This window comes from Saccharothrix stipae, assembly GCF_054781895.1.
Genome location: NZ_BAAGTN010000011.1, coordinates 1 through 20069, shown reverse-complemented (window position 1 = coordinate 20069; position 20069 = coordinate 1). Strand labels below are relative to the sequence as shown.

The following is a 20069-nucleotide window of genomic DNA, read 5'->3' as shown; positions in this document are numbered from 1 at the left end:
CCGACGCACCAGCCGGGCCGGTGAGCGCCGCGTCTGCGAAACGTCGCCGCCAGCCGCAAGATCGAATGCCCGCTATGCGGCATGACCGGATGTTCGTAATTCTGCAACTTGGCTTGGTCGTCGGAGTTCTGCTCGCGCTGGCGGACTGAGTAGCTGTTTCCGAGCTACTGGTGCTGGGTGAGTCGGCGGCTGGTGATGCGGATCATGGCCTAGCAGACCACGGCCTGGTGGCGGTGGGGTAGGCGTTCGTAGTCGCGAACGCAGCGGCGGTGTCCGGTGATCCAGGAGAGGCTCGGCACTGATCCCGACTTCATGTCCGAGGACTACTCATCCAACAGCGTCTACAGCATCCGCGACCGACTGCTCACCCACCTGGCTGCGCGCGGACACTACGACACACTGTCTCTGTTGCGCGACAACCGTCCCGACCTCGACCGCACAGTGCTCGCAGCGCACCTGCGCCGCGCCCGCGACCAGGCAACCAACCTCGCCTACACCCCGCTCGACCCAGCCGACCTGCTCGCGTTGCTCGGTGGAGCCGACACCCGACTGATCCGCAGCGCCGACGATCTCCTCGACGTCGTGCTGGAAAACCTCCGCGAACTCCAACACCAGATCACCAACCGCGGCGCGTTCAACGACCTGTGGAACCTCGGCGAACCTCCCTTCCCAAAGGCGGAGGACATCATCTCCGACTGGATCCAACGCAACCTCAACCCTCTGCTGGGCACCACCGCCGTCGTCGAGCGCGAACCCCAAGCCCGGCGAGTCAGGCCCAGCGGCACCGGAACCAGGATGGACCTCACCGTCACCGCCCCGATCGCCGCGCAGCCCGGCAGCACAGCACGAGTGATCATTGAAGCCAAGCTCCTCAACCGCTCCGGCCTGCTCACCTCGCTACATGAGCAACTGGTCGATCGGTACCTGCGACGAACCGGAACACGGCACGGCATCTACCTCGTCTACTGGGTCGACCGCGCATGGCGGCCGTCGGGCTGGACAAGCGCGCACCGATACGACGCAGACGCTCTACAACAACGACTGACCGAGCAAGCGGCGGAAGTCGATGATCGCTACGTCGTCCACCCGTTCCTGCTCGACATCACTCCGCCCTACCCGCCGCCAGCTCCATAAATAAGCGCTCTCAGGCCAAATCGAATGAGCGGAGCACCTACACGGTAACGACGCCGCCACCGCTCAAGGGAAGTGTCGGCAAGCGCATATAGACTGGGCAGCCCGACCCGACGGTCAGGCCGGAGGCAGGCCACGGATTCCGCTGGTGTACCTCGATCTGAACCACATCGTCGCGATGGCCAGGGTGCAAACCCGTCATCCGAATGCTGCACCGGCGTACGACCGCCTGTTCGATTCGGCGAGCCGCGCCGCTGCCGGACACCGTGCGATCTTGCCGTTGAGCGAGTCCCATGTTTGGGAGATCGCCAAGATTGCCGACCCGAAGCAACGAAAAACCCTCGTCGACGTGATCGAACCACTCTCCGGGTACCAGTACATGCTCGGCCGCGTCACTTTGGCTCACCTTGAGTTCGAGGCAGGGATCGCCGTGATCACCGGGGAACCATCCGAAATCATCGGTCATCCGCTGATCAAACCGACCATCGGGCATGCGTTCGGCAAGGTCGGCGGATTGAAGTTCGTCGACGAAAACGGCAGGAACACCACCGACGAAGTCCGCCGCAGCATGGGCGCCGATGAGTTTGACCGCCGAATGACCGAAATGAACTTCATGTTCGAACGCCAAGCCCTGCCCGGACCAGCGGATGACGAGATCGATGATCTACGTGCAAGATATGGGTACCGGCCAAAAGTCGCCTTGGAAAGCCACGAGAGTCGGGTCGCGTTCGAGTGCGAGACCACCCGTCTTCTGGACGAGCACCCGGAGTGGCGACGCGGCCGTCTGCGTGACCTTATCGCAGCACGAGGATTCACGCACGAGTGGCTCGACATGCTCAATCGAATCCGAATGGAGCGTATTAACTCAGGCCGGCCAGCCTTCGAGCCGACCGACGATCAGATGCGCACTCTTATGAGCGCGATGCCGCACGCTCAAATAGCAATCAGCATGAAAACGCGATTCCACCAGAACCCTGAACATGTCTGGACAGCGAATCACATCACCGACATCGACGCCATGTCGGTCGCCTACGCCTATTGCGACGCCGTGTTCACCGACAAGGAAGCACGAAACGCTCTACTGGCGTCCCGCGAGCTTCGCCCACTCCGCACGTTCGTTCCACGTCGCGTTGATGAACTCATAGAATGGCTGGACGCGCTACCGGTTCGTGTCGCACCGGACATCCTGGTGCCGCACCCGCCGTCACGAATCTCTTGAGAGAAACCCAGCCACGTCCATGCCGGGTATCCGTTTGCTGGTAGAGGTCGCGGGGTTGCACTGGTCAATAATCGAGCGTTATTTCACTCAACTCGTGGACGTTAACTGGGTCGGTGTCAACGAAGCCACGTAGGCGGCGGCTTGGAGAAGCAGGGCAGTTCCGGTCTCGCCGACACGGTCGACGAAGCCGTGGGCGAGCTCATTGCGGAGATTCGTGCCGACTGTGTGGGCGCAGAGCACCAGGATGAACCGGTGCCACGAAGGATCCATTCCCAACGCCAGCAGCTTGTCGAGCAGGAACCTCAGGCCCGGGTACTGGCCCGGTGCCCGGTTGCGCTGCACCCGGTAGATGCCCGCATCGCTCTCGATCAGCAGGTTCCGGGCCAAGGCCTCGATGCGTGGGGTGATCGTGAACGCCGCGCCTTCGGTGTCGCCTGCCCAGAACCGGGCGAACGCGCGGCCGATACCGGCGCTCAGGTGGTGAGGGATCACAGGGTTGGCGCAGAAGTGATCGGTCAGCTCCGCCACGCTCGGGATCGGGTGCCTGGCTATCACTCTGACCAGGGCTTCGAGGAGCACGGGAGAGAACAGCTGCATGTGGTGCAGCTCGTGTTGGACCAGGCGGTACTCGTCCTGGTCCTCCGAGCTGCTCGCCTGGAACCGGGGGAGGTTGTCGCCACCCAACTGCACGGGCGGAAACAGCTGCGAAAAGACGGATACCTTGGAGAGCTCGTCCCGCAGTCGGCGATTGCGCTCCAGATCACCGGTGGCCGGCCCGAATCGTGCGAAGCGCACCAGAGCCTCTCGCCAGTCATCGGCCTTGGTGATCGGCCGCAGCATGCGCTCCAGCTCGCCGCGGGGCTGTGCCGTCTCGACCGAGAACGTGGTGAGTCCCAAAATCTCCAGCCGCATGGCCTGCAACTTCACCGTGGCGCGCTCCACCAACTCCTGGTCGCCGCTCATCCGCGCGTGCTGCACCGCGGTCTGCAGGTACGTGACCCGCACCAAGGGCTCCACCGCCTCACCGGCAGCGATCCATACATCGACCCGGTCCGACCAGAGCCGACGACTCGCTTCCGGTTGCGCCTTGACCCGGGCCAGCTGTCGCTGGATCACCGAGTCCTCCTGATGAGGCCGACCACGGTAGAGCGTCCACGCTTCTTCCAGCATCGCGGCCACAACGTGATCGGCACCGCCCTGTTCGATCAGCACGTCGATGAAGCCGAGCACGACCCCCGGTGCGGGACGGTCCTCCTGCAACGCCTGCCACGCGAGCGCCGCAGTCCGATCGAGCACATCACCAGCAGTCCCAACCTGCTTGGTCCGCAAAGCCAGATCCAACGCCGTCCGCACGGCCTCCACCGCGTCGAGACTCGGGGCATCGGCCAGCCCGAGGTAGCCCTCGGCAGCACGACGCGCCCGCTGCCCCACGTTGCCATGACGCCGCTCCACCAACAGATGCTCAAGCCGGGCCACCGCGCGATCATGGGTGACCAACCCGGCCAGCTCCGCCCACCACGCCACACAGGCATCCGGAACGTCCTCCAGAAACGGAATGCTGGCCGTCCCGTCACTGAACACCATCCACGGCACGAAATACTCGCCCTGCGCCTGGCCGTCCCGCTTGCGGTGGAACTCAAACGCCCAGATCGTCCACTGCACAACGAACTTCTGTTCATCCACAACCTGCTCCGTATCGGCAGTATCGCCGAAAGCCGCCCTCAGCCCAGTGCTGACGTCTCGCGCATCAGCTGCTCCGTTCGACGCCTGGTCGACCAAGCGGGCAACACTCTCGGCCGTCCACCGTTCCACGGGCTCAGTAGTCATCACGACACCTTATCTACCGTCCCGGCAGACAACGAGCCGTTAACCGCTACACCTGCCGACTCCAGGGAAGATCGCTGCCCATTGTGGACGGTGTGACACCGGAAGATCGTCTGTGCTACGTTCTAAGTGTGACACGTCCCCACAGCAGGACGGGCACCAACAACACCATCGCGGTGACGAGGCGCGGGGATTCGACCCCCCGGTGGGGATGTATCCCACGGGTGAGGGTTCAAGTCTCGGACACATAATTTACCCCGCGAGATAATTCCAGGTCACCTGGGAGTCTCGTGGGGCTTTATGTTTCCCGACGCTGCTTCGACCCTACCTGATGGTCGCTGCTCGTAGGATGTCTGCCGGTGCGAGGGCAGGAGCAGTGGGCGGCGTCCGGCTCGTCCCACGACCTGTCGACCGCGGTCACGGCCGTGTCTCACCGGCGGCGGGTAACCCGCTCCCCCGGTTCGGGATGCGTCCCGCGAGTGGGTGGCGCGGAGCCCGGTCTGTCGGTGCCGACGCTGGGGCACTGCGGGGAGGATCGGTCTCCGGAGAGGCTGGCGCGTGAGGCGAGTTCTGCCAGCCGGTGCATTGACCTTCGCGGCGGGCGCGTCGGGCTGATCCGCCGCCGAAGCCGTCGCACGACTCAAGGCCAGCAGAATTTGTTCGCCTGCTTTTCCACGATGTCCGGTCCCGGGCCTGCCATGGACAGGCTGCGGTGCCGGGTGCCTGCGTGGTGTGCGTGCTCGCCCCGTGGTGCCGCGGTCGAGCAGAGCGACCCCTGCGGCGTCGCAGCGGAAAGCGAGGTCGAGTTCGTCGACCAGGCGTGCGGTCTTCTCCGGGTCTGGGTTGTCGGCGATGCCTGCGGCGGTGAGGTGTGCGGCGATGCGGCCGAGCGGGTGATCCTCGCGCAGGTACAGGTTGCCCGGCGCGCCTTCCGGTCGGGTGCGGGCGCTGGTGTGACCGTGGCGGCAGCGGTACGCGGCACGACCGTGGGAGCGGTGCGAGTCCATCTTCCGTCCGCACAACCCGCACTGGAGCCTGCCCGCGAACAGGTAGACGCACTCGCCTCGGTCAGCGTCGGCTTGCCGGGTGCTGTTCCTGGCGGCCTGGATGGTCTGGGCGGTGACGAAGTCCTGCTCGGACACCAGCGGCGTGTGGGCGATGCGGGTCGAGATCGCCCAGGCGTGCTGCTCGTTGCGGACACTGGTCCGACGCCCGCTCGGCGAGCGGGTGGAACGGTCGGCACTCGTGCGGTTCCACACCTGACGACCGGTGTAGCGCGGATTGCCCAGGATCTCCACCACCGTACGCAGCGACCAACCCGCATCGCCCCTATGCCGGTCGCGTTCCGCGTCCGCGCTCGACGGGCTGGGCACGGCCTGTTCGTTGAGGTGGCGGGCGATGCCTGCGGCACTGTGTCCGGCCAGACGTAAGGAGAAGATCAGCTGAACCACAGGCGCCGTGACCGGGTTGGGTACGAGCCGCTGCTGCCGAACCCCGCGACGCGCCAACGCTCGATTCGGGTGCGGGCCAGCGTCGACGAGACAGTAGCCGTAGGGCGGCCTGCCGCCGAGGTAGCGTCCCTGCTCGACGGTCTGCATGCGCATAGCGGTGACGACCCTGTGGCGGGAACGCAGCACCTCCGTGAGCGAGCGCTTCGCCAGCAGCGCCAGTAGCGCTTCGTGCGCGGGATTGTCGAAGTCCACCGGCCCCTCGGCCTCGGGCAGCCACAGCTGCACCCCGTACAGCTCCAGCACCGCCCGCAGCTCCCGCACCTGAGCACCGTCGAGGAACGCGCGCTCGTACTCGCCGACCACCACCGCGTCAACCCGATTCGCGTTCGCCGCGATGTAGCGCAACATCGCCGCCGCACGAGGCCGTAGATGCCAGGGGACCTGACGGGAACACCCGACCTCGAAGTACTCCCCCACGATCACACCGTGCCCGCCGGTCAGCCTACGGGACACATCCAGCTGCCACGCCCGCGACGTGCGCGGGTCCTGGTGCTCACGAGTGGAAGCCCGACCGTAGAACAGAAACCGCAGACTGCCGACAGGAGTCGCGTCCATGGCCGGGATGCCCGGCGGGACCGTGGCGGCGATCCACTCGGCGAGCGTGGTCGGACGGGACAGAGCGGACACCGACATGGCGCGGTCCTCGACATCGGAACGGGGGCTGGACGCCGAGGTGACGAGGCGCCTTCGCCACGATGACAAGGAACTCCAGATATACGCCCAATCGGAGCAGCCCGAACCGCCTGTGCTTGTCTGAACAGCTGCGGCATACGCGTATCCGACCGTGCCTGGTGGCGTCGATACCCACGGCGAGTCGCTGCTCGATAGCGCGGAACCGCGCTGCCGCAGGCTTGACGTCGGCTTCAGTCTCTCGCGCACCGACGCCGACCTATCCCAGGTCGACCGCTCAACCGCTGTCCGGGTTGGCGCTGGTGGAGTGGTCGAGCTCGTCGAGCTGCTGTTGGACGCGTTCGGCGTCGGCGTCGCGGCCTTGTTCCCGGTACAGCTCCAGTGCCTCCCGCCACACCGTGCGGGCCTGCTCGTGCTGGCCGAGGGCGGCGTGGGGGTGTCCCACGCTGTCGAGGGTGTCCGCGACTTCGTAGGTGTTGCCGAGGGTGCGGTTCAGGGTGAGGGCGTGGTGGTAGTGGTCGAGGGCCTGGTGGTGGTCGCCGGTGTGGTGGGCGATGTAGCCCAGGCTGTCCAGGGTGGCCGCCTCGCCGTCGGGGTCGTGGTGGTGTCGGTTCAGGGTGAGGGCGGCCTGGCAGTGCTCGCGGGCGGTGTCGAACCGGCCCAGCCGCGCGGACAACCAGCCCACCGAGTTGAGCGCGCCGGCTTCCCGCACCGGCTGGTCGAGGACGCGAAAGAGGGCGAGGGCGTGGTGGGCATGCTCCAGGGCCCGCCGGTCGTCCCCCCGTCGTCCCCAGGTGATCGCGAGTGCCCGGTGGGTGAGGGCCTGTTCGGTGGGGTCGTGGTGGCGCAGGGCCAGGTCGAGGGCCTGCGCCAGGTGGGTGGTGGCCGCTTCGTGCAGGCCCAGCAGGGAGCAGGCGTGGCCGAGGTGCCGGTGGGCCCGGCTGCGGGTGGTGGGGTCGGGCAGGTGGTCGGCGGCGTGCAGTGCGGCCTGCCACGTGGTGACCGCGTCGTGCCGGTGTCCCCGTCGGAGGTGGAAGGTGTTCAGGTTCCAGGCCAGGTGCCAGACGGTGTGGTGGTGTCCGAGGGTGGCGGCGGTGCGTTGGGTGGCCAGCAGGGTGGCGTGCTCGGCGTCCAGCCAGGCCAGCGCCGCGGCGGTGTCGGGCAGCGGGTGCGGGTGCACGCCGGGCGCGGGCGGCTCGGGCGACAGGAGCGGGTTGCGGGGGTACAGGAGGCGGTCGGCGGCGTGGGCGGTGTGCAGGTGGAAGTCCATCACCCGGGTCAGGGCCGCTTCCCGCAGGTGCTCGGGCAGGGTGGTGTGGGCGGTGTCCGTGGCGTAGCGGCGGACCAGGTCGTGCATGGCGTACCGGCCGCCGGGCCGTCGTTCCAGCAGCGAGGCGTTCTCCAGCCCGCTCAGCGTCCTGCGGGCGGTGCGGTCGGGCAGGCCGGTGAGGGCGGCGGTGGCGGGCGGGGTGGTGTCGGGACCGGGGGCGATGCCCAGCAGCGCGAACACGGTGCGTTGGGTGTCGGTGAGGTGGCGCAGGGACCAGGACAGCACGGTGGGCAGGCTGGCTGCCGGGTCGGTGTCGTGGTCGAGCGCCTCCATGCCGAGGTCGCGCAGTTCGGCGGCGGACTCCGCCAACGGAACGTCGGGGCGGGTGTAGGCGGTGCGGGCGATGATCGCCAGGGCCAGCGGGTGGCCCCCGCACAGCCCGATCAGCTCGTCCACCGCCTCGGGTTCGGCCGCGACGCGGTCAGGGCCCAGGCGGGCGGCCAGCAGGCCGCGGGCCTCCTCGTAGGTGAGGACGTCCAGGGGCAGGTGGCGGGCGCCGTGCCGGTCGATCAGCGAGGCCAGCCGGTGACGGCCGGTGACCAGCACCGTGCAGGACGGCGAGCCGGGCAGCAGCGGCACGACCTGGTGGGCGGTGGCGGCGTTGTCCAGCACGATGAGCATCCGCCGCCCGGCCACCAGGCTGCGGTACAGCGCGGCCTGGGCGTCGAGGTCGGTCGGGATGCGGTTGGGGGCGATGCCGAGGGCGTCGAGGAACCCGCGCACCGCCACCGCCGGCTGCACAGATTCGCCGGTGGGGCTGAAGCCGTGCAGGTCCACGAACAGCTGCCCGTCGGGAAACCGCGCCAGGTGCCGATATGCCCACGCCAGGGCGAGCCAGGTCTTGCCGATGCCCCCGGCACCGCCGATCGCCGACACCAGCACCGTCGCGCCCTGCCCCGCACCCGCCGGGCCGGTGGTTGGGGCCGCGGTGGTCGGTTCCCGCGCGTCGGTGCCCGGTCCCCGCGGTGTGGCGGCGTGGGTCAGGGCGCGGTCCAGACGGGCCAGTTCCGCGGTCCGGCCGGTGAACAGTCCCGGTGCGGCGGGCAGCTGCCGCGGGATGACCGGCGCGGGCCGCGGTGGCGGCGGGTGCAGGTTCAGATTGCCGTGCACCACACCGACGGCAGCGCCGTGATCGGTGGCGACAAGGTCACCGTGGATGCTCGTTGTCGCCGCGGTGCCAGCGTCCGGGGTGGTGTCGGAGTGAGGCGGGTTGGGCGCCGACGCGGTGTGCCCGTGGTCCGCGTCGGCTAGCGAGGGTTGTCCGGTTCTCCCGTCTGGGGCGGTGCGCTGATGGTGAGGTGGTCGCCGGTAGCGGCACCGATGGTGATGCCCCATGCCGCGCCGTTGACGCCACCGTGAATAGTCGTACTACGACCACCGGCCCCGCTGACACCCTCGTGGTGGCTGGAGGCCATGTCCCCGGTGCCGAGGTCGCTGGATTCGCCGTTGGTGCCTGTGGGTGTGCTGTTGTGCGGGGTTGGTGTGGTGGGGCCTGGTGGGTGGGTGACGAGGTGGTGCAGGCGGGTCCGGGTGGGGGTCGAGAGTCCGGTGCCGCCGCTGAGGTCGCGCATGCGGGTGGCGATGTGGTCGGCCCAAGCGGTGATGTCGACGTGTCGGCCGCTGTGAGCCAGTGCCTCGGCGCCCAGGAGCAGGAGTCGTTCGTCGTGGACGATGTCGGCTTCCAGCGAGCCGAGCTGAGGCGGGATCTCGTGGTGTCGGCCCTGTTCGAGCAGCAGTTCCCAGAGGGTGACCAGGGCAGTGCGGCGGTGTGCGTGGGCGTGGTGGCGGAAGGTGTCCACCCAGCGTCGGCGCACGTCCTCCAGCGGCGCCCCACGCCACAGTGCGAGGGCGTCGTGGAGGCGGTCGGGGTCGCGGTGTTCGCCCGCGGCACGGGTTTCGCGCAGGAAGCGGTGGTAGTCGACGGTGCCGGGGTCGACGTCGAGAAGGTAGGCGTTGGCACCGGGGTCGTGGCGTAGCCAGATGCCGTCTCCTCCCGCTCGTTCCATGGCGTCGCGAATGTAGCCGACGTAACGGATCAAGGTTTCCGGTTTGGGTTCGCTGCGCCCTTCCTCGACCCAGATCCGGTCGAGCAGTGTGGTGACGGGGACGGGTCGGCCGACCTCGACGGCCAGCAGGCCCAACAGACACCGCTCCGCCGACCTGGTCAACGTGATGACGTCGTGGTCGCTGTGGATCTCGACGTTGCCCAGTATCCGGATCTCCACCCGTTCCCCCCGGCTGTAGCCCCTTCTTGGGAGCGCAGTCTGTCGAGATCCGCGCCGTCGTCCAGCCGATACGACGGTGCTGCACTCGTCCGTAACGCGGGTCCACCCGGACGGGGCAGGAGCCGTCGACGGTGCGTGGCGGTTTCGCACTTCGGGTTCGACCGAGTGGTGTCCGACAACTGCGGACACCACGGCGGACAAAATTCCCACCCAATTGGGGTAGCGATGTCCGTCCCGGTGTCGCGGACGCCGTCCGGGGATCTGTCGCGTGCGTTCGCCGATGCTGATTCCAGTCCCGGCACACGGGATGCGAGGCCGGAATCGGAGATCGACGTCATGAGCGGCATGGGTGGCTACGGCCATCACCTACCGGATGCGTACCAGGCGAAGCGATTCTGCTGCCGGGTCTCGCTCCGCGAGGGTGTACGCGGCGTGGCGCGAGCTCCTTGGGCGGGAGGGAGGTGGCTGTGGTGATCGAGTTCGAGGATGTGGTGTGGCAGGAGTCGTTCAGCGGCGAGCAGGTCGGCGGTTGATCAGAAGGAGGGTGTTGATGTTTCGTCCACGAATCAAGTTCGAACACCGGCCCGTCCGCTACGGCGAGGACCGGATCAGGATCGGAGGCGACGTGGTCGGTGTCGCCTCGGAGATCGGTGACCCGGAAGGGTGGGTGTGGACGTTGCTCAACACCCTCGACGGCACGCGCACGGTGGACCAGGTCGTCGCCGACCTGGTCCACCACTACCCCGACCGGCCGCACGAGCAAATACGGCAGGCGGTCGACGACCTGGTCACCGCAGGGTATGTCTACGACGCCGCCGCACCTCCACCGGAACGGGTGATCGGCACGGGGTTGGATCGGTACGACCGCGGGATGATGCTGTTGCGGTGGATGGACCGCACTCCCAGCCGCAGCGCCTGGGACGCGCAGTTGCTGCTGCACCAGGCCCGGGTGACAGTGGTCGGGGTCGGCGGTGTCGGTGCCGCAGCGGCGTGGGCGTTGGCCGCCTCCGGCGTCGGACAGGTGCACTGCGTGGACGGCGACGTCGTGGAGTGGTCCAACCTCAACCGGCAGGTCCTCTACACCGAGCACGACCTCGGTCGATCGAAAGTCGAGGTCGCGGTGCAACGGCTGCGGCAGCACAACTGCGAGGTGGTGGTCACCGGTGACCACCTGGTGATCGACCGGCCTGGGCAGCTGCGGGCGTTGGCCGTGGACTGTGATGTGCTGCTGCTGGCGGCGGACACACCGGGTGAGATCCGGTCGTGGACAAACCGGGCGTGTTTGGCCACCGGAACAGCGTGGGTGCACGGCGGCTACTTTGGTCCGCAGGTCCATATCGGACTGTACCGGCCAGGAAGCGGGCCGTGCGCGGACTGCGGCCGCACCGCCCGGTTAGAGCGTGATGCCGCGTTGCCGCCACTGACCCCATGGGCACCGGCCCGCGGTCAGACGCCTCCGCACGCGGCGAACGCGGTGACCGCAGGGATGACCGGGTTACTGGCGGCACACGCGGTGACCAGCCTGATCACCGGCGCGCCGGCACTGCGGGTCAACCGGGAATACGGGCTGAACCTGGTGACTCTGCGCGAACACACCGTCGGATTGGACGCACCCCGGTCCGATTGCCCGACCTGTTACGGGCTGGTCTGATCTGCTGCTCCGGCTTCCAGCTCACGCAGCCGGAGCAGCACCTCCTCCGCCCGCGGGTCCATCAGCGCGGTCAGCACCGCCACCGCCTCCTCCAGCATCTGCCGGGCTTGCGTAGGCTGCCCCAAGTGCTGGTGGGAGGCGGCCGCGGCCTCGCAGAGGGGAGCGATCAGGTACTCCATCCCGCCGGCCTCCCGGCACGACTGCAAGGCCTGTTCGCACAGCTCCAACACACGGCGGTGCTCGCCCAGTTCCTGCCACGCGGTCGCCATTGTCCGCAGGGCATGGGCCTGGCTCGCGGGATCGGCCTCGCGGCGCAGCACCAACTCGCGTTCCGCGTGTACCAGTCCCTCCCGTGGCCGTCCGGCGGCGATGTGGATCGCCCCCAGGTTGCCCTCCACCACCGCCTCGGTGCGCACCTCACCGGCCCGGCGCGTCAGCGGCAGAGCTTCGGTGTAGCAGGCCAACGCCTGCTCGTAGCGTTTGAGCGCCCTGTGCAGATAACCCAGGCCACACCAGGATTCCAACTCCCGGACGGTGTCGTCCACCAGGCGTGCGGTCTCCATCACCTGCGTGAAGTCGGCTTCAGCCTGTGCCCACATCCCCATGTCGTGATGGGTGTTGCCGCGGCGGATCAGCAACGACAATTCCGAGCCGTGGTCGCCCGAGGCGCGCGCGGCCGACAATCCCAGCGTCTCCGCCTCCAGCCGCAACGGCCACCACGACCGCGGCCGCAACGTCACGAACCGGTAGGCACCAGCCAGCAGGATCGTCTCCTCCCACAACCGGTCCTGGTGGGCGATGCGCACCGCCGACATCATCGTAGGCAACTCCGAGATCAACCACTCCATCGCCGCCGCGCGGTCGAACTCCGGCACCCCACGAGCCCTGCCTCGCAGCGCCAAGGGCGAATTGCCGGGGAACACGACCCGGTCTGCCACATCGGCGACTGTCGCGTACCAGCCGATCACCCGTTCCACAGCCTGTCGCCGCTCCGGCCCGGAATCGTCGGCATCTGCCCGCCCCGCCGCGTAGGCGTGCGCCAAGTCGTGCAGCCGGTACCGCCCCACCCCGACCGGCTCCACCAGATTCAGATCGACCAAGTCCTCCAGCAGCCGACGGACCCGCGACAACGGCCAGTCCGACAAGGCTGCCGCCGCGCCTTCGCCCAGCTCCGCCGCAGGGTGCAGGCCCAGCAGCCGGAACAGACGCGCCTGCTCCGGCAACAACCGCGCATACGACGCGTCGAACACGGCCCGCACCGCAGCCGAATCGTCCCCCGACACGCTCAACCCCTCCACCCTGCCCCGCTGCCCGGCGATCTCGGCCACCAACCCCGCCACACTGCCATGCCGACGCCCCGCGACCCGACACGCCGCCACCCGCAACGCCAACGGCAACCCACCACACAAGGCGACCAACGACGCGACCGCCTCCGGCTCCGCCCGAGCACGCTCCTTCCCGATCACGCCCTCCACTAACGCCACCGCGTCCTGGGCGGGCAGAACACCAACCGGCAGCCGTACCGCACCGTCGGAAACCGCCAACCCCGTCAACGCCGCACGCCCGGTCACCACCGTCACACACCCCGACCCCGCAGGCAGCAACGGCCTCACCTGAGCCGCCGACACAGCGTTGTCCAACACCACCAACACCCGCCGCGACGCAGTCAACGACCGATACAACCCAACCTGCGCCTCCTCGGCTGCGGGCACAGCCTCCGCCGAGATCCCCAACCCCTGAAGAAAACCTGCCAGCACCGCCGACGGAACCAACGGCGCACTCGGCCCGTAACCCCTCAGATCGGCGAACAGCGTCCCGTCGGGAAACCGCGACTCGGAACCTCGCGCCCACCGCACCGCCAACGACGTCTTCCCGACCCCACCCATCCCCTCCAACACCACCACCGACGGACCACCCGGCTCATCCGACGCCCCGCCCAGCGCGCTGTCCACCGCCGCGAGTTCGCCAGCCCGGCCGGTGAAATCCCGGACACCAGCTGGCAACTGCCGAGGTACCGGAGCCCGTGGCGCCGGCAGCACCACCTGCCCGATGCTGCCCGCCTGCACCACCGCACCCACCACGGCAGTCCCCGCCAACGAGTTCGACACACCCACCCCGTCCGTCACCCACCACAGATCCCACAACCGGCACCGACGCACCACCGCATCGACTGCAGTCCACCCGGTCGGCTCACCCACCCGCGACACTCTCAGACCTCCTGGCGTCGATCGAGCATGATCGACGCCAGGAGGAAGTGGAGGTCCCGAACAGCACACCGGTTGTCGCCCACGGCTGCATTACTACTACCGATACGAACTGATCGAGTGGTGTCGTACGCCCAAAGGGTCGACCGACGCGCGAGAAAGCCGACGTCGCCGCCATTCACGACGCCGTCGGTGATCACACACATCGATCCCCCAGCGCAATCGGTGACCAACGATCACCGCAGAACAGCGGACCGGAGTGGCCGCATACCCACCAGTCGGGTGGACTCATACGGCCGGACGGGCGACTGAGGCGTCGAAAGACGCGACCCCTTCCTCGCTGGTCGGTAGACCGTGGTTCATCGGCGCACCAAGCTGTTCTGCCCTCGGGGGTTGACATGGCGGATACGGGTCGGCACACGATCAACCGCACGATGGTCTTGGTCGACGTAGAGAGCTTCAGCTCCCCTACCCGGACGCTGCACCACCAGCCCGGCCCCCGCACGGCCCTGTACGAGGTGGTCGGCGAGGCACTGGCGGCGGCAGGGGTGCCGTGGGACATCTGCCACGATGAAGCCCACGGCGACGGCCTGTTCCTTCTGATTCCGCCGGACTACCCGAAGGCACCGTTGGTGGAGGTACTGCCCGAGGCGTTGGCCCGGGCAGTACGCGGGCACAACGCCACCAGCCCCGACGCCGCCAGAACACGGCTGCGGTTAGCGGTGCACGCCGGCGAGGTAGCCCTCGACCAGCAGGGCGCCACCTCCGCCTCCCTGACCACCGCCTTCCGGCTGCTCGATTCACCGCCGCTGAAGAACGCCCTGGCCGACTCTCCCGGTGTGGTGGCAATGATCGTGTCTCAGGTGGTGTTCGACGAGGTCGTACGCCACTGCGCCACGCTGGACCCGGCAACATTCCGACCCGTAGAGGCGGCGGTAGAGGGACTCCGGGGCCTGGCGTGGATCGCTCTGCCGGATCACCCCCACCCACCCGACCTCGCCGTTCTCAACCAGCGCCGGACAGACTCCACATCGTTCACCTTGGCACCGGATGGCCGGAACTCGACCGTGCCCGGCACCGGCGCGAGTACCGACACTCCCGGGCCTCGGAACGTGACCATCGCCGGTGGCGTCCACGGAGTCGGATCGGGCATCACCATCGGCGCAGCCACCGGCGACCGCTCCACCATCGGCACACCACCGATAGGTGGACCGGACAACCCCCCGGCAGTCGACACGGACTCCAGGCGCACCGTGTCGGCGCACGACCTCGCCCACCCCGAGTCGTCCCCCGCACGGGTGGTGGCGCGGGTGGGTGGCGATGTCAACGCGAACGGCGGGGCCGCCGTAGGCACGCTCACCGGGGACCTTCACCTCCACCAAGCGGTGGCTCCACCACCCGTGCCTATCCCGCGTCAACTCCTGCCCCCGCCGGCAGATTTCATCGGTCGTGACGACGCCTTGGCGACACTTGATCACGCTTTGACCGTTGACCCGAATAACGTCCTGACCGACCTGCGAGACCAGGGCCGTAAGGCAAGACAGGCGGTGATCACCGCGGTCGGAGGAACCGGTGGTATCGGCAAGACCTGGCTCGCCCTGACCTGGGCCCATCGCAACCTGAGCCGGTTCCCCGACGGACAGCTATTCGCCGACCTACACGGGTTCGGCCCCGGCGCCCCTCGGCACGCTGGCGACGTGCTGGCCGACTTCCTCGCCGCCCTGGGCGTAGACCGCGACCTCCAGCCCCAGCAGTTGGACGCCCGTGCCGCGCTCTACCGCACCCACACCACCGGCAAACGCCTGCTCGTCCTGCTCGACAACGCCGCCACCGCCGAACAGGTCGTGCCCCTGCTACCCGGCGGTACAACCTGCACAGTGCTGATCACCAGCCGACACCGACTGCCGTCTCTGATCACCCGCCACGGTGCCTGCCCCGTAACGGTCGATGTGCTCACCGAAACCGAGGCCCGCACGCTGTTGTCCGCTGCGCTCGGCAGCGCCTACGCCACCGCCTCCGCCCAACGGGCGGTCGCCGAGCTGATCAAGTTGTGCAGCGGGCTTCCCCTCGCTCTGGGCTTGGTCGCTGCCCGCGTCCGTCCCCACCCCGAATTGCTGGAGGACATCGTCGCGGAACTGCGCGACCTCGGTGTGGACGCACTGGACTCCGACGACCCCGAGGCCAGCCTACGCGCTGTGCTGTCCTGGTCATTACGCCAGCTCACCAGCCAGCAGCACGCCGCATTCGCCCTTCTGGGCATCGCTCCCGGCCCGGACATCGACTTGCCTGCCGCCGCTAGCCTCACCGGCCTGCCGCAGCGGCAGGCTTACGCCGTGCTACGCGGGCTGGTCGACACCTCCCTGCTCGGCCGCACTCCCGGCGGCCGCTATGTCATGCACGACCTGGTGCGTCACTACGCCGCCGACACCGCCCAGAGCGACCTGTCAGACCTCGAACGTACGACGGCGTTGGAGCGGGTGGTGGACTTCTACCTGCATACCGCCCACAGCGCCGCCTGCCTGCTCAACCCGCGCGGGATACCGATCCAGCTTGATCCGCCCTCCACTGGCACCCAGCCTCCTCGGCCACTGCGCGACATGCCTGCCGCGATGGCCTGGCTGGACGCCCACCACGCGCACCTTCTGATAGCCCAACGCCTCGCCGCCGCTCATCACGACCACCAAACGGTGTGGCGCATGGCCTGGGCCCTGGCCAACTTCCACCCACGACGAGGGCACAGCCACGATGCCCTAACCGTGTGGACGGCCGCCATCGCCGCCGCCGAGCACCTCGCCGACCCCTCAATCCACGCCACCACCTACCGATTCCTCGGGCACGCCCACGCCATGTCAGGGCAGCACGAGCAGGCAATCACGCACCTCCACCACGCCCTCTCCCTAGCCGAACGCCACCACGACCTCGCACAGCAAGCTCCCACCCATTCGGTCCTCATGCGGACCTGGGAACTGCACGGAGACCACCGGCACGCCTTGGAGCACGCCCGCCGAGCCCTGGATCTCTATCGAGCCCTCGACCGACCGGCGCAGATTGCCGAAGCGCTCAACACGGTGGGCTGGCACGCCGCCAACGTCGGCGACTACGACACCGCCCGCGAACACTGCCAGGCCGCCCTCGTCCTGCACCGCAAGCATGGCGACTTCCACACTGAGGCGGCCACCTTGGACAGCCTGGGGTTCATCGACCATCACACCGGTCATCACCTGCGTGCCGTCCGCCACTACCGGCAAGCACTACGCCTCTACCGGAACTCCGATAGCTCCATGTACACCGCCGACACCCTCGACCATCTCGGCCACTCCTATACCGCTCTTGGCCGTCACGAACAGGCCCGAGCCGCATGGACGGAAGCACTCGAACTGTACCGGCAACAGGGCCGCATCACCGACGTCCAACGCGTCCACCACCAACTCGACAATCCCACAGGAAGGGAAGACGAGCCATAATCCGCTCAAGCAAGCGGCTTCGGAAGGCCCTCCCACCCCGGTCTGCGCAGCACCGCCTTGCTCGGCAACCCCGAGACCGAGTGCTCCTTCCGTTGGCGGTCAATCGCGCTGCTGACCCGGCCCGAGAATCTTACCGAACGGCAACGAGAACAACTCGACGCCCTAACCACGGCCTGCCCGGAGATGACGGCCCTGGCAAGCGTTGTGCGTTCCTTCGTCACACTGCTCACACCCCACAAGTACAACACGGCCCGATTGGCGACGTGGACCACCGCCGTACGCGAGGCGGACCTACCCCACGTGCACTCCTTCGCCCAGGACATCGACGCCGTCATGGCCGCGATCACCCTCGACCACCACAACGGATGCACCGAAGGCGTGAACACCAAGACGAAGCTGATCAAGCGCCAGATGTACGGACGAGCCGGCTTCGACCTCCTCCGTCACCGCATCCCCTCGGATGCACCACCGAAAGTGCGCCAGAGCCGCTCGTTGACAGACCTGGCTGACGCATCAGAGGCCCAAGTGCCGGTACACGGCTTCCACCATCTCCTCCCGTTCCGCCGGGTCGATGGCCCGCAGGTCGGCGTCCTTGGTGTCGCTGGGGCGCGTGTACCGGTCGAACGCCGCGATCTTCTCGGCCTGCTTCTTCCAAATGCTCACGCGCCGTCGAGCCGGTCCGCGAGGCCGCGTCGTCCTTCATCCCGCCAGGTGAGGCGGACAGCACAACGTGCGCCTCACCGTCTGCTCAGCTCCATCGCACAAGTACGTCCGGCTGGGACCGGGACTATCCGGGAACACGCCGGCCACTTGTCCTCGACCGGTGCCGCATGGCGTGACGCTGGATCGTGCGCGGTGCGGACCCGGACACGTTCCTCCTCGCCATCGGCCGATCCTGCCGAAACGGCCCACTCACCCGGCTGTTTTCGTGTCCAGGCCTCCCTGAACAGGATCGCGGCCCCCGGCTGACGGATAGTCGCGCTCGACGACCGCAGGCACCGTCGTTACCAGCGGAGTTCGAAGCGGGCGGCTTGGGCTGCGGCGGCGAGGCGTTGCCACAGGCGTCGCCGCGGCCGAGGTCCGACCGGAGCGGCCAGTCTGGCCCTGACGAGTGCCGTGTCCCGAGCGACCGCCTGCGGGTTGGTGAGCAGGACGACGACAGCGCATGCCCGCAGTGCCAGCGCGGCGTCGACTGGATGCACGGTGCCGGTGAACCCGTGGGCGATGAGATTGCGGATGTTGTTGCCGTCGCTGAGCAGAAGTGTGCGGAGGAATCGTTCCCAGTCCGGGTCGAAGTCGTTGCTGAGCAGCCCTGGCAATAGGCTGCCCAGACCGGGGAACTGGCCAGGCGTGTCTCCGATCTGGGTGCGGTAGAGCGGCTCGTCGAGTTCGAGCAGCAGAGCACGGACGGCGGCTTCGATCTTGGGTACGGCCAGGTGGGCGCTGGCGGTGTACTTGCCGACCCAGAACAGCTGTTAGGCAAGACCGGAGTCTGCGCCGCCGACATCCTCGCCAGAAACCCGCAGGCACAGCCGGACATCCTCTGCCCGCTGTTCAACGACAACGCCCCAGCCGTCCGCGCAGCCGCCACCCACGCCATCAGCAAACTCCACCAAGTGGACACCACGATAGCTCACAAGATCACCGAAACGTTCACGAACAGCCACGGATTCGACGACCACTTCGAGACACTGTTCCACGCGCTCCAGGACAACCTCCACCTGATGCCCGAAGCGATCATCACCGCCAGTGAACAAGCCGTCCGCATCGCCGGCACCAACCTCGGAGACATCAGCACACGCCACGCCGCAGCCAGCCGCGACATCGTCACCACAGTCGTCCGCCTGTACAGGCAAGGCAACCAAGACGTTCGCCGTCAATGCCTCGACATCATCGACTCACTATGCGAAGCCAACGCCTTCGGGATTACCGATGCGCTCGATGCCAATCGCACTGCGCAGTAAGGGCAGTACTTGCCGGCGGGGCGGGCTCGGGTATGGACACTGAACTGCCGCAGAGCAAGACTTCGATCTCGTATCCGTATCGCCGCCCTGCTCGCCGGATCGGTCGTCTTGGCCGAGAACGAGCCCCACCTCGAGCTGCTCGCCAGGGTCCGGGTCTGCGGATGCACACCGGCCCGCCACCGTATCTCCACATCCGGCACCAACCACCGTCGCGCCGTGCACGGCACGGCCGACTTCGCCCCGGCGCCTGGCACCACCACGTGCCGGTCCGCAACGTCTCGGTGGTGTTCCGCTACTTCCTCCAGCAGTTGCTCGACGCCTACCCTGACGCCCTCGGTCGTGGCTGTGTCGTGCGACAACGCCACCGCCCACCACAGCGGCATCACCCGACGATGGCTCGCGAAGCAGCCCCCTCCCTCATGGTGATCGAGGGCGGGAAGTACAGCCCGCAGGACAACCCTGCCGAACGGGCCTGGGCGGCCTTGAACAGTGAGCCATTTTCATCGTGACGTCGCAGGTCACGGCGCAAGCTGAGCAGTGGGGAGCGGTGGGCGAGGCTCCCGGTAAGGCAGCAGTCGACCAAGATCCGATGCCCCAACCGGGAGCCTCGTCGTGCTGTCCTACCCTGCCGCGATTCCGCTGTCCAACCACACCCTCGTCCGCCTGGGCGACCTGATCCGCGCGGAGCGGACTCGGCGTCGGTCTCGTTGGCGGCGACTTGACCCTGGCCGTCAGGCGTTGCTCGTGCTCGCGCACCTGCGTAACGGCGATACCCACGCCCGCCTCGCCGCCGGGTTCGGCATCTCCCTCAGCACCGCCTGGCGCTATGTCCGTGAAGCGGTGGACCTGCTCGCAGGCCTGGCCGACGACCTCCACGCCGCGGGTGAACGCGCCGCCCGCCTGGCCTACGCGATCC

13 protein-coding genes and 2 pseudogenes are annotated in these 20069 nt (G+C 68.0%); 8 read left to right on the top strand and 7 right to left on the bottom strand.

The window, feature by feature from the left end; genetic code table 11:
- Positions 1–276 precede the first annotated feature (276 nt).
- Positions 277–1134, top strand: a complete 858-nt coding sequence (locus tag ACYVLT_RS26305; RefSeq protein WP_461122879.1) for a hypothetical protein — start codon at positions 277–279, stop codon at positions 1132–1134.
- Positions 1135–1279: 145 nt separating this feature from the next.
- Positions 1280–2350, top strand: coding sequence for a hypothetical protein (locus tag ACYVLT_RS26300; RefSeq protein WP_461122878.1), 1071 nt, complete (start codon positions 1280–1282; stop codon positions 2348–2350).
- A gap of 87 nt (positions 2351–2437) precedes the next feature.
- Here ACYVLT_RS26300 and ACYVLT_RS26295 read toward each other — a convergent pair whose 3' ends face one another.
- The 4 genes from ACYVLT_RS26295 to ACYVLT_RS26280 form a co-directional block, all read right to left on the bottom strand.
- The gene (locus ACYVLT_RS26295; protein ID WP_461122877.1) at positions 2438–4033 is read right to left on the bottom strand and encodes a DUF4209 domain-containing protein; all 1596 of its coding nucleotides are present in this window, start codon (positions 4031–4033) and stop codon (positions 2438–2440) included.
- A gap of 416 nt (positions 4034–4449) precedes the next feature.
- On the bottom strand, positions 4450–6318 hold the full coding sequence (locus tag ACYVLT_RS26290; RefSeq protein ID WP_461122876.1) for a recombinase family protein: 1869 nt from the start codon (positions 6316–6318) through the stop codon (positions 4450–4452).
- A 274-nt stretch (positions 6319–6592) separates the two neighbouring features.
- Positions 6593–8755 carry an ATP-binding protein gene (locus ACYVLT_RS26285; RefSeq protein ID WP_461122875.1) on the bottom strand — a complete coding sequence of 721 codons (2163 nt, stop codon included), beginning with the start codon at positions 8753–8755 and terminating at the stop codon, positions 6593–6595.
- A 137-nt stretch (positions 8756–8892) separates the two neighbouring features.
- Entirely contained in the window at positions 8893–9786 is an 894-nt protein-coding gene (locus ACYVLT_RS26280) for an AfsR/SARP family transcriptional regulator (protein WP_461122874.1), read from the bottom strand.
- Positions 9787–10420: 634 nt separating this feature from the next.
- Here ACYVLT_RS26280 and ACYVLT_RS26275 point away from each other — a divergent pair.
- Complete coding sequence (locus ACYVLT_RS26275; RefSeq protein WP_461122873.1) at positions 10421–11521, top strand: HesA/MoeB/ThiF family protein; 1101 nt, start codon at positions 10421–10423, stop codon at positions 11519–11521.
- On the opposite strand, the gene ACYVLT_RS26270 is transcribed toward ACYVLT_RS26275, so the two are convergent.
- Positions 11506–13719 (bottom strand): ATP-binding protein, encoded by a 2214-nt coding sequence (locus ACYVLT_RS26270; protein ID WP_461122872.1) that lies wholly within the window; start codon positions 13717–13719, stop codon positions 11506–11508. The genes ACYVLT_RS26275 and ACYVLT_RS26270 overlap by 16 nt on opposite strands.
- A 440-nt stretch (positions 13720–14159) precedes the next feature.
- On the opposite strand from ACYVLT_RS26270, the gene ACYVLT_RS26265 reads away from it, so the two are divergent.
- Both ACYVLT_RS26265 and ACYVLT_RS26260 read left to right on the top strand, forming a co-directional pair.
- Positions 14160–17189, top strand: a complete 3030-nt coding sequence (locus ACYVLT_RS26265) for an ATP-binding protein (protein ID WP_461122871.1) — start codon at positions 14160–14162, stop codon at positions 17187–17189.
- Positions 17190–17297: 108 nt separating this feature from the next.
- Positions 17298–17642, top strand: a pseudogene (locus ACYVLT_RS26260) (ISL3 family transposase); the annotation flags it as partial.
- 60 nt (positions 17643–17702) lie between these two features.
- Here ACYVLT_RS26260 and ACYVLT_RS26255 read toward each other — a convergent pair.
- Positions 17703–17852, bottom strand: a complete 150-nt coding sequence (locus ACYVLT_RS26255; protein ID WP_461122950.1) for a hypothetical protein — start codon at positions 17850–17852, stop codon at positions 17703–17705.
- Between the two features lie 341 nt (positions 17853–18193).
- A complete protein-coding gene (locus tag ACYVLT_RS26250; RefSeq protein WP_461122870.1) occupies positions 18194–18508 on the bottom strand; it encodes a hypothetical protein in 315 nt (104 codons plus the stop codon).
- Between the two features lie 117 nt (positions 18509–18625).
- Between ACYVLT_RS26250 and ACYVLT_RS26245 the strand changes: the two genes are divergently transcribed.
- The 3 genes and pseudogenes from ACYVLT_RS26245 to ACYVLT_RS26235 all read left to right on the top strand — a co-directional run.
- Positions 18626–19153, top strand: a complete 528-nt coding sequence (locus tag ACYVLT_RS26245; protein WP_461122869.1) for a hypothetical protein — start codon at positions 18626–18628, stop codon at positions 19151–19153.
- 75 nt (positions 19154–19228) lie between these two features.
- A pseudogene (locus ACYVLT_RS26240) lies at positions 19229–19638 on the top strand (transposase); the annotation flags it as partial.
- Between the two features lie 127 nt (positions 19639–19765).
- A partial coding sequence (locus ACYVLT_RS26235; RefSeq protein WP_461122868.1) for a helix-turn-helix domain-containing protein occupies positions 19766–20069 on the top strand: 304 nt, incomplete at its 3' end.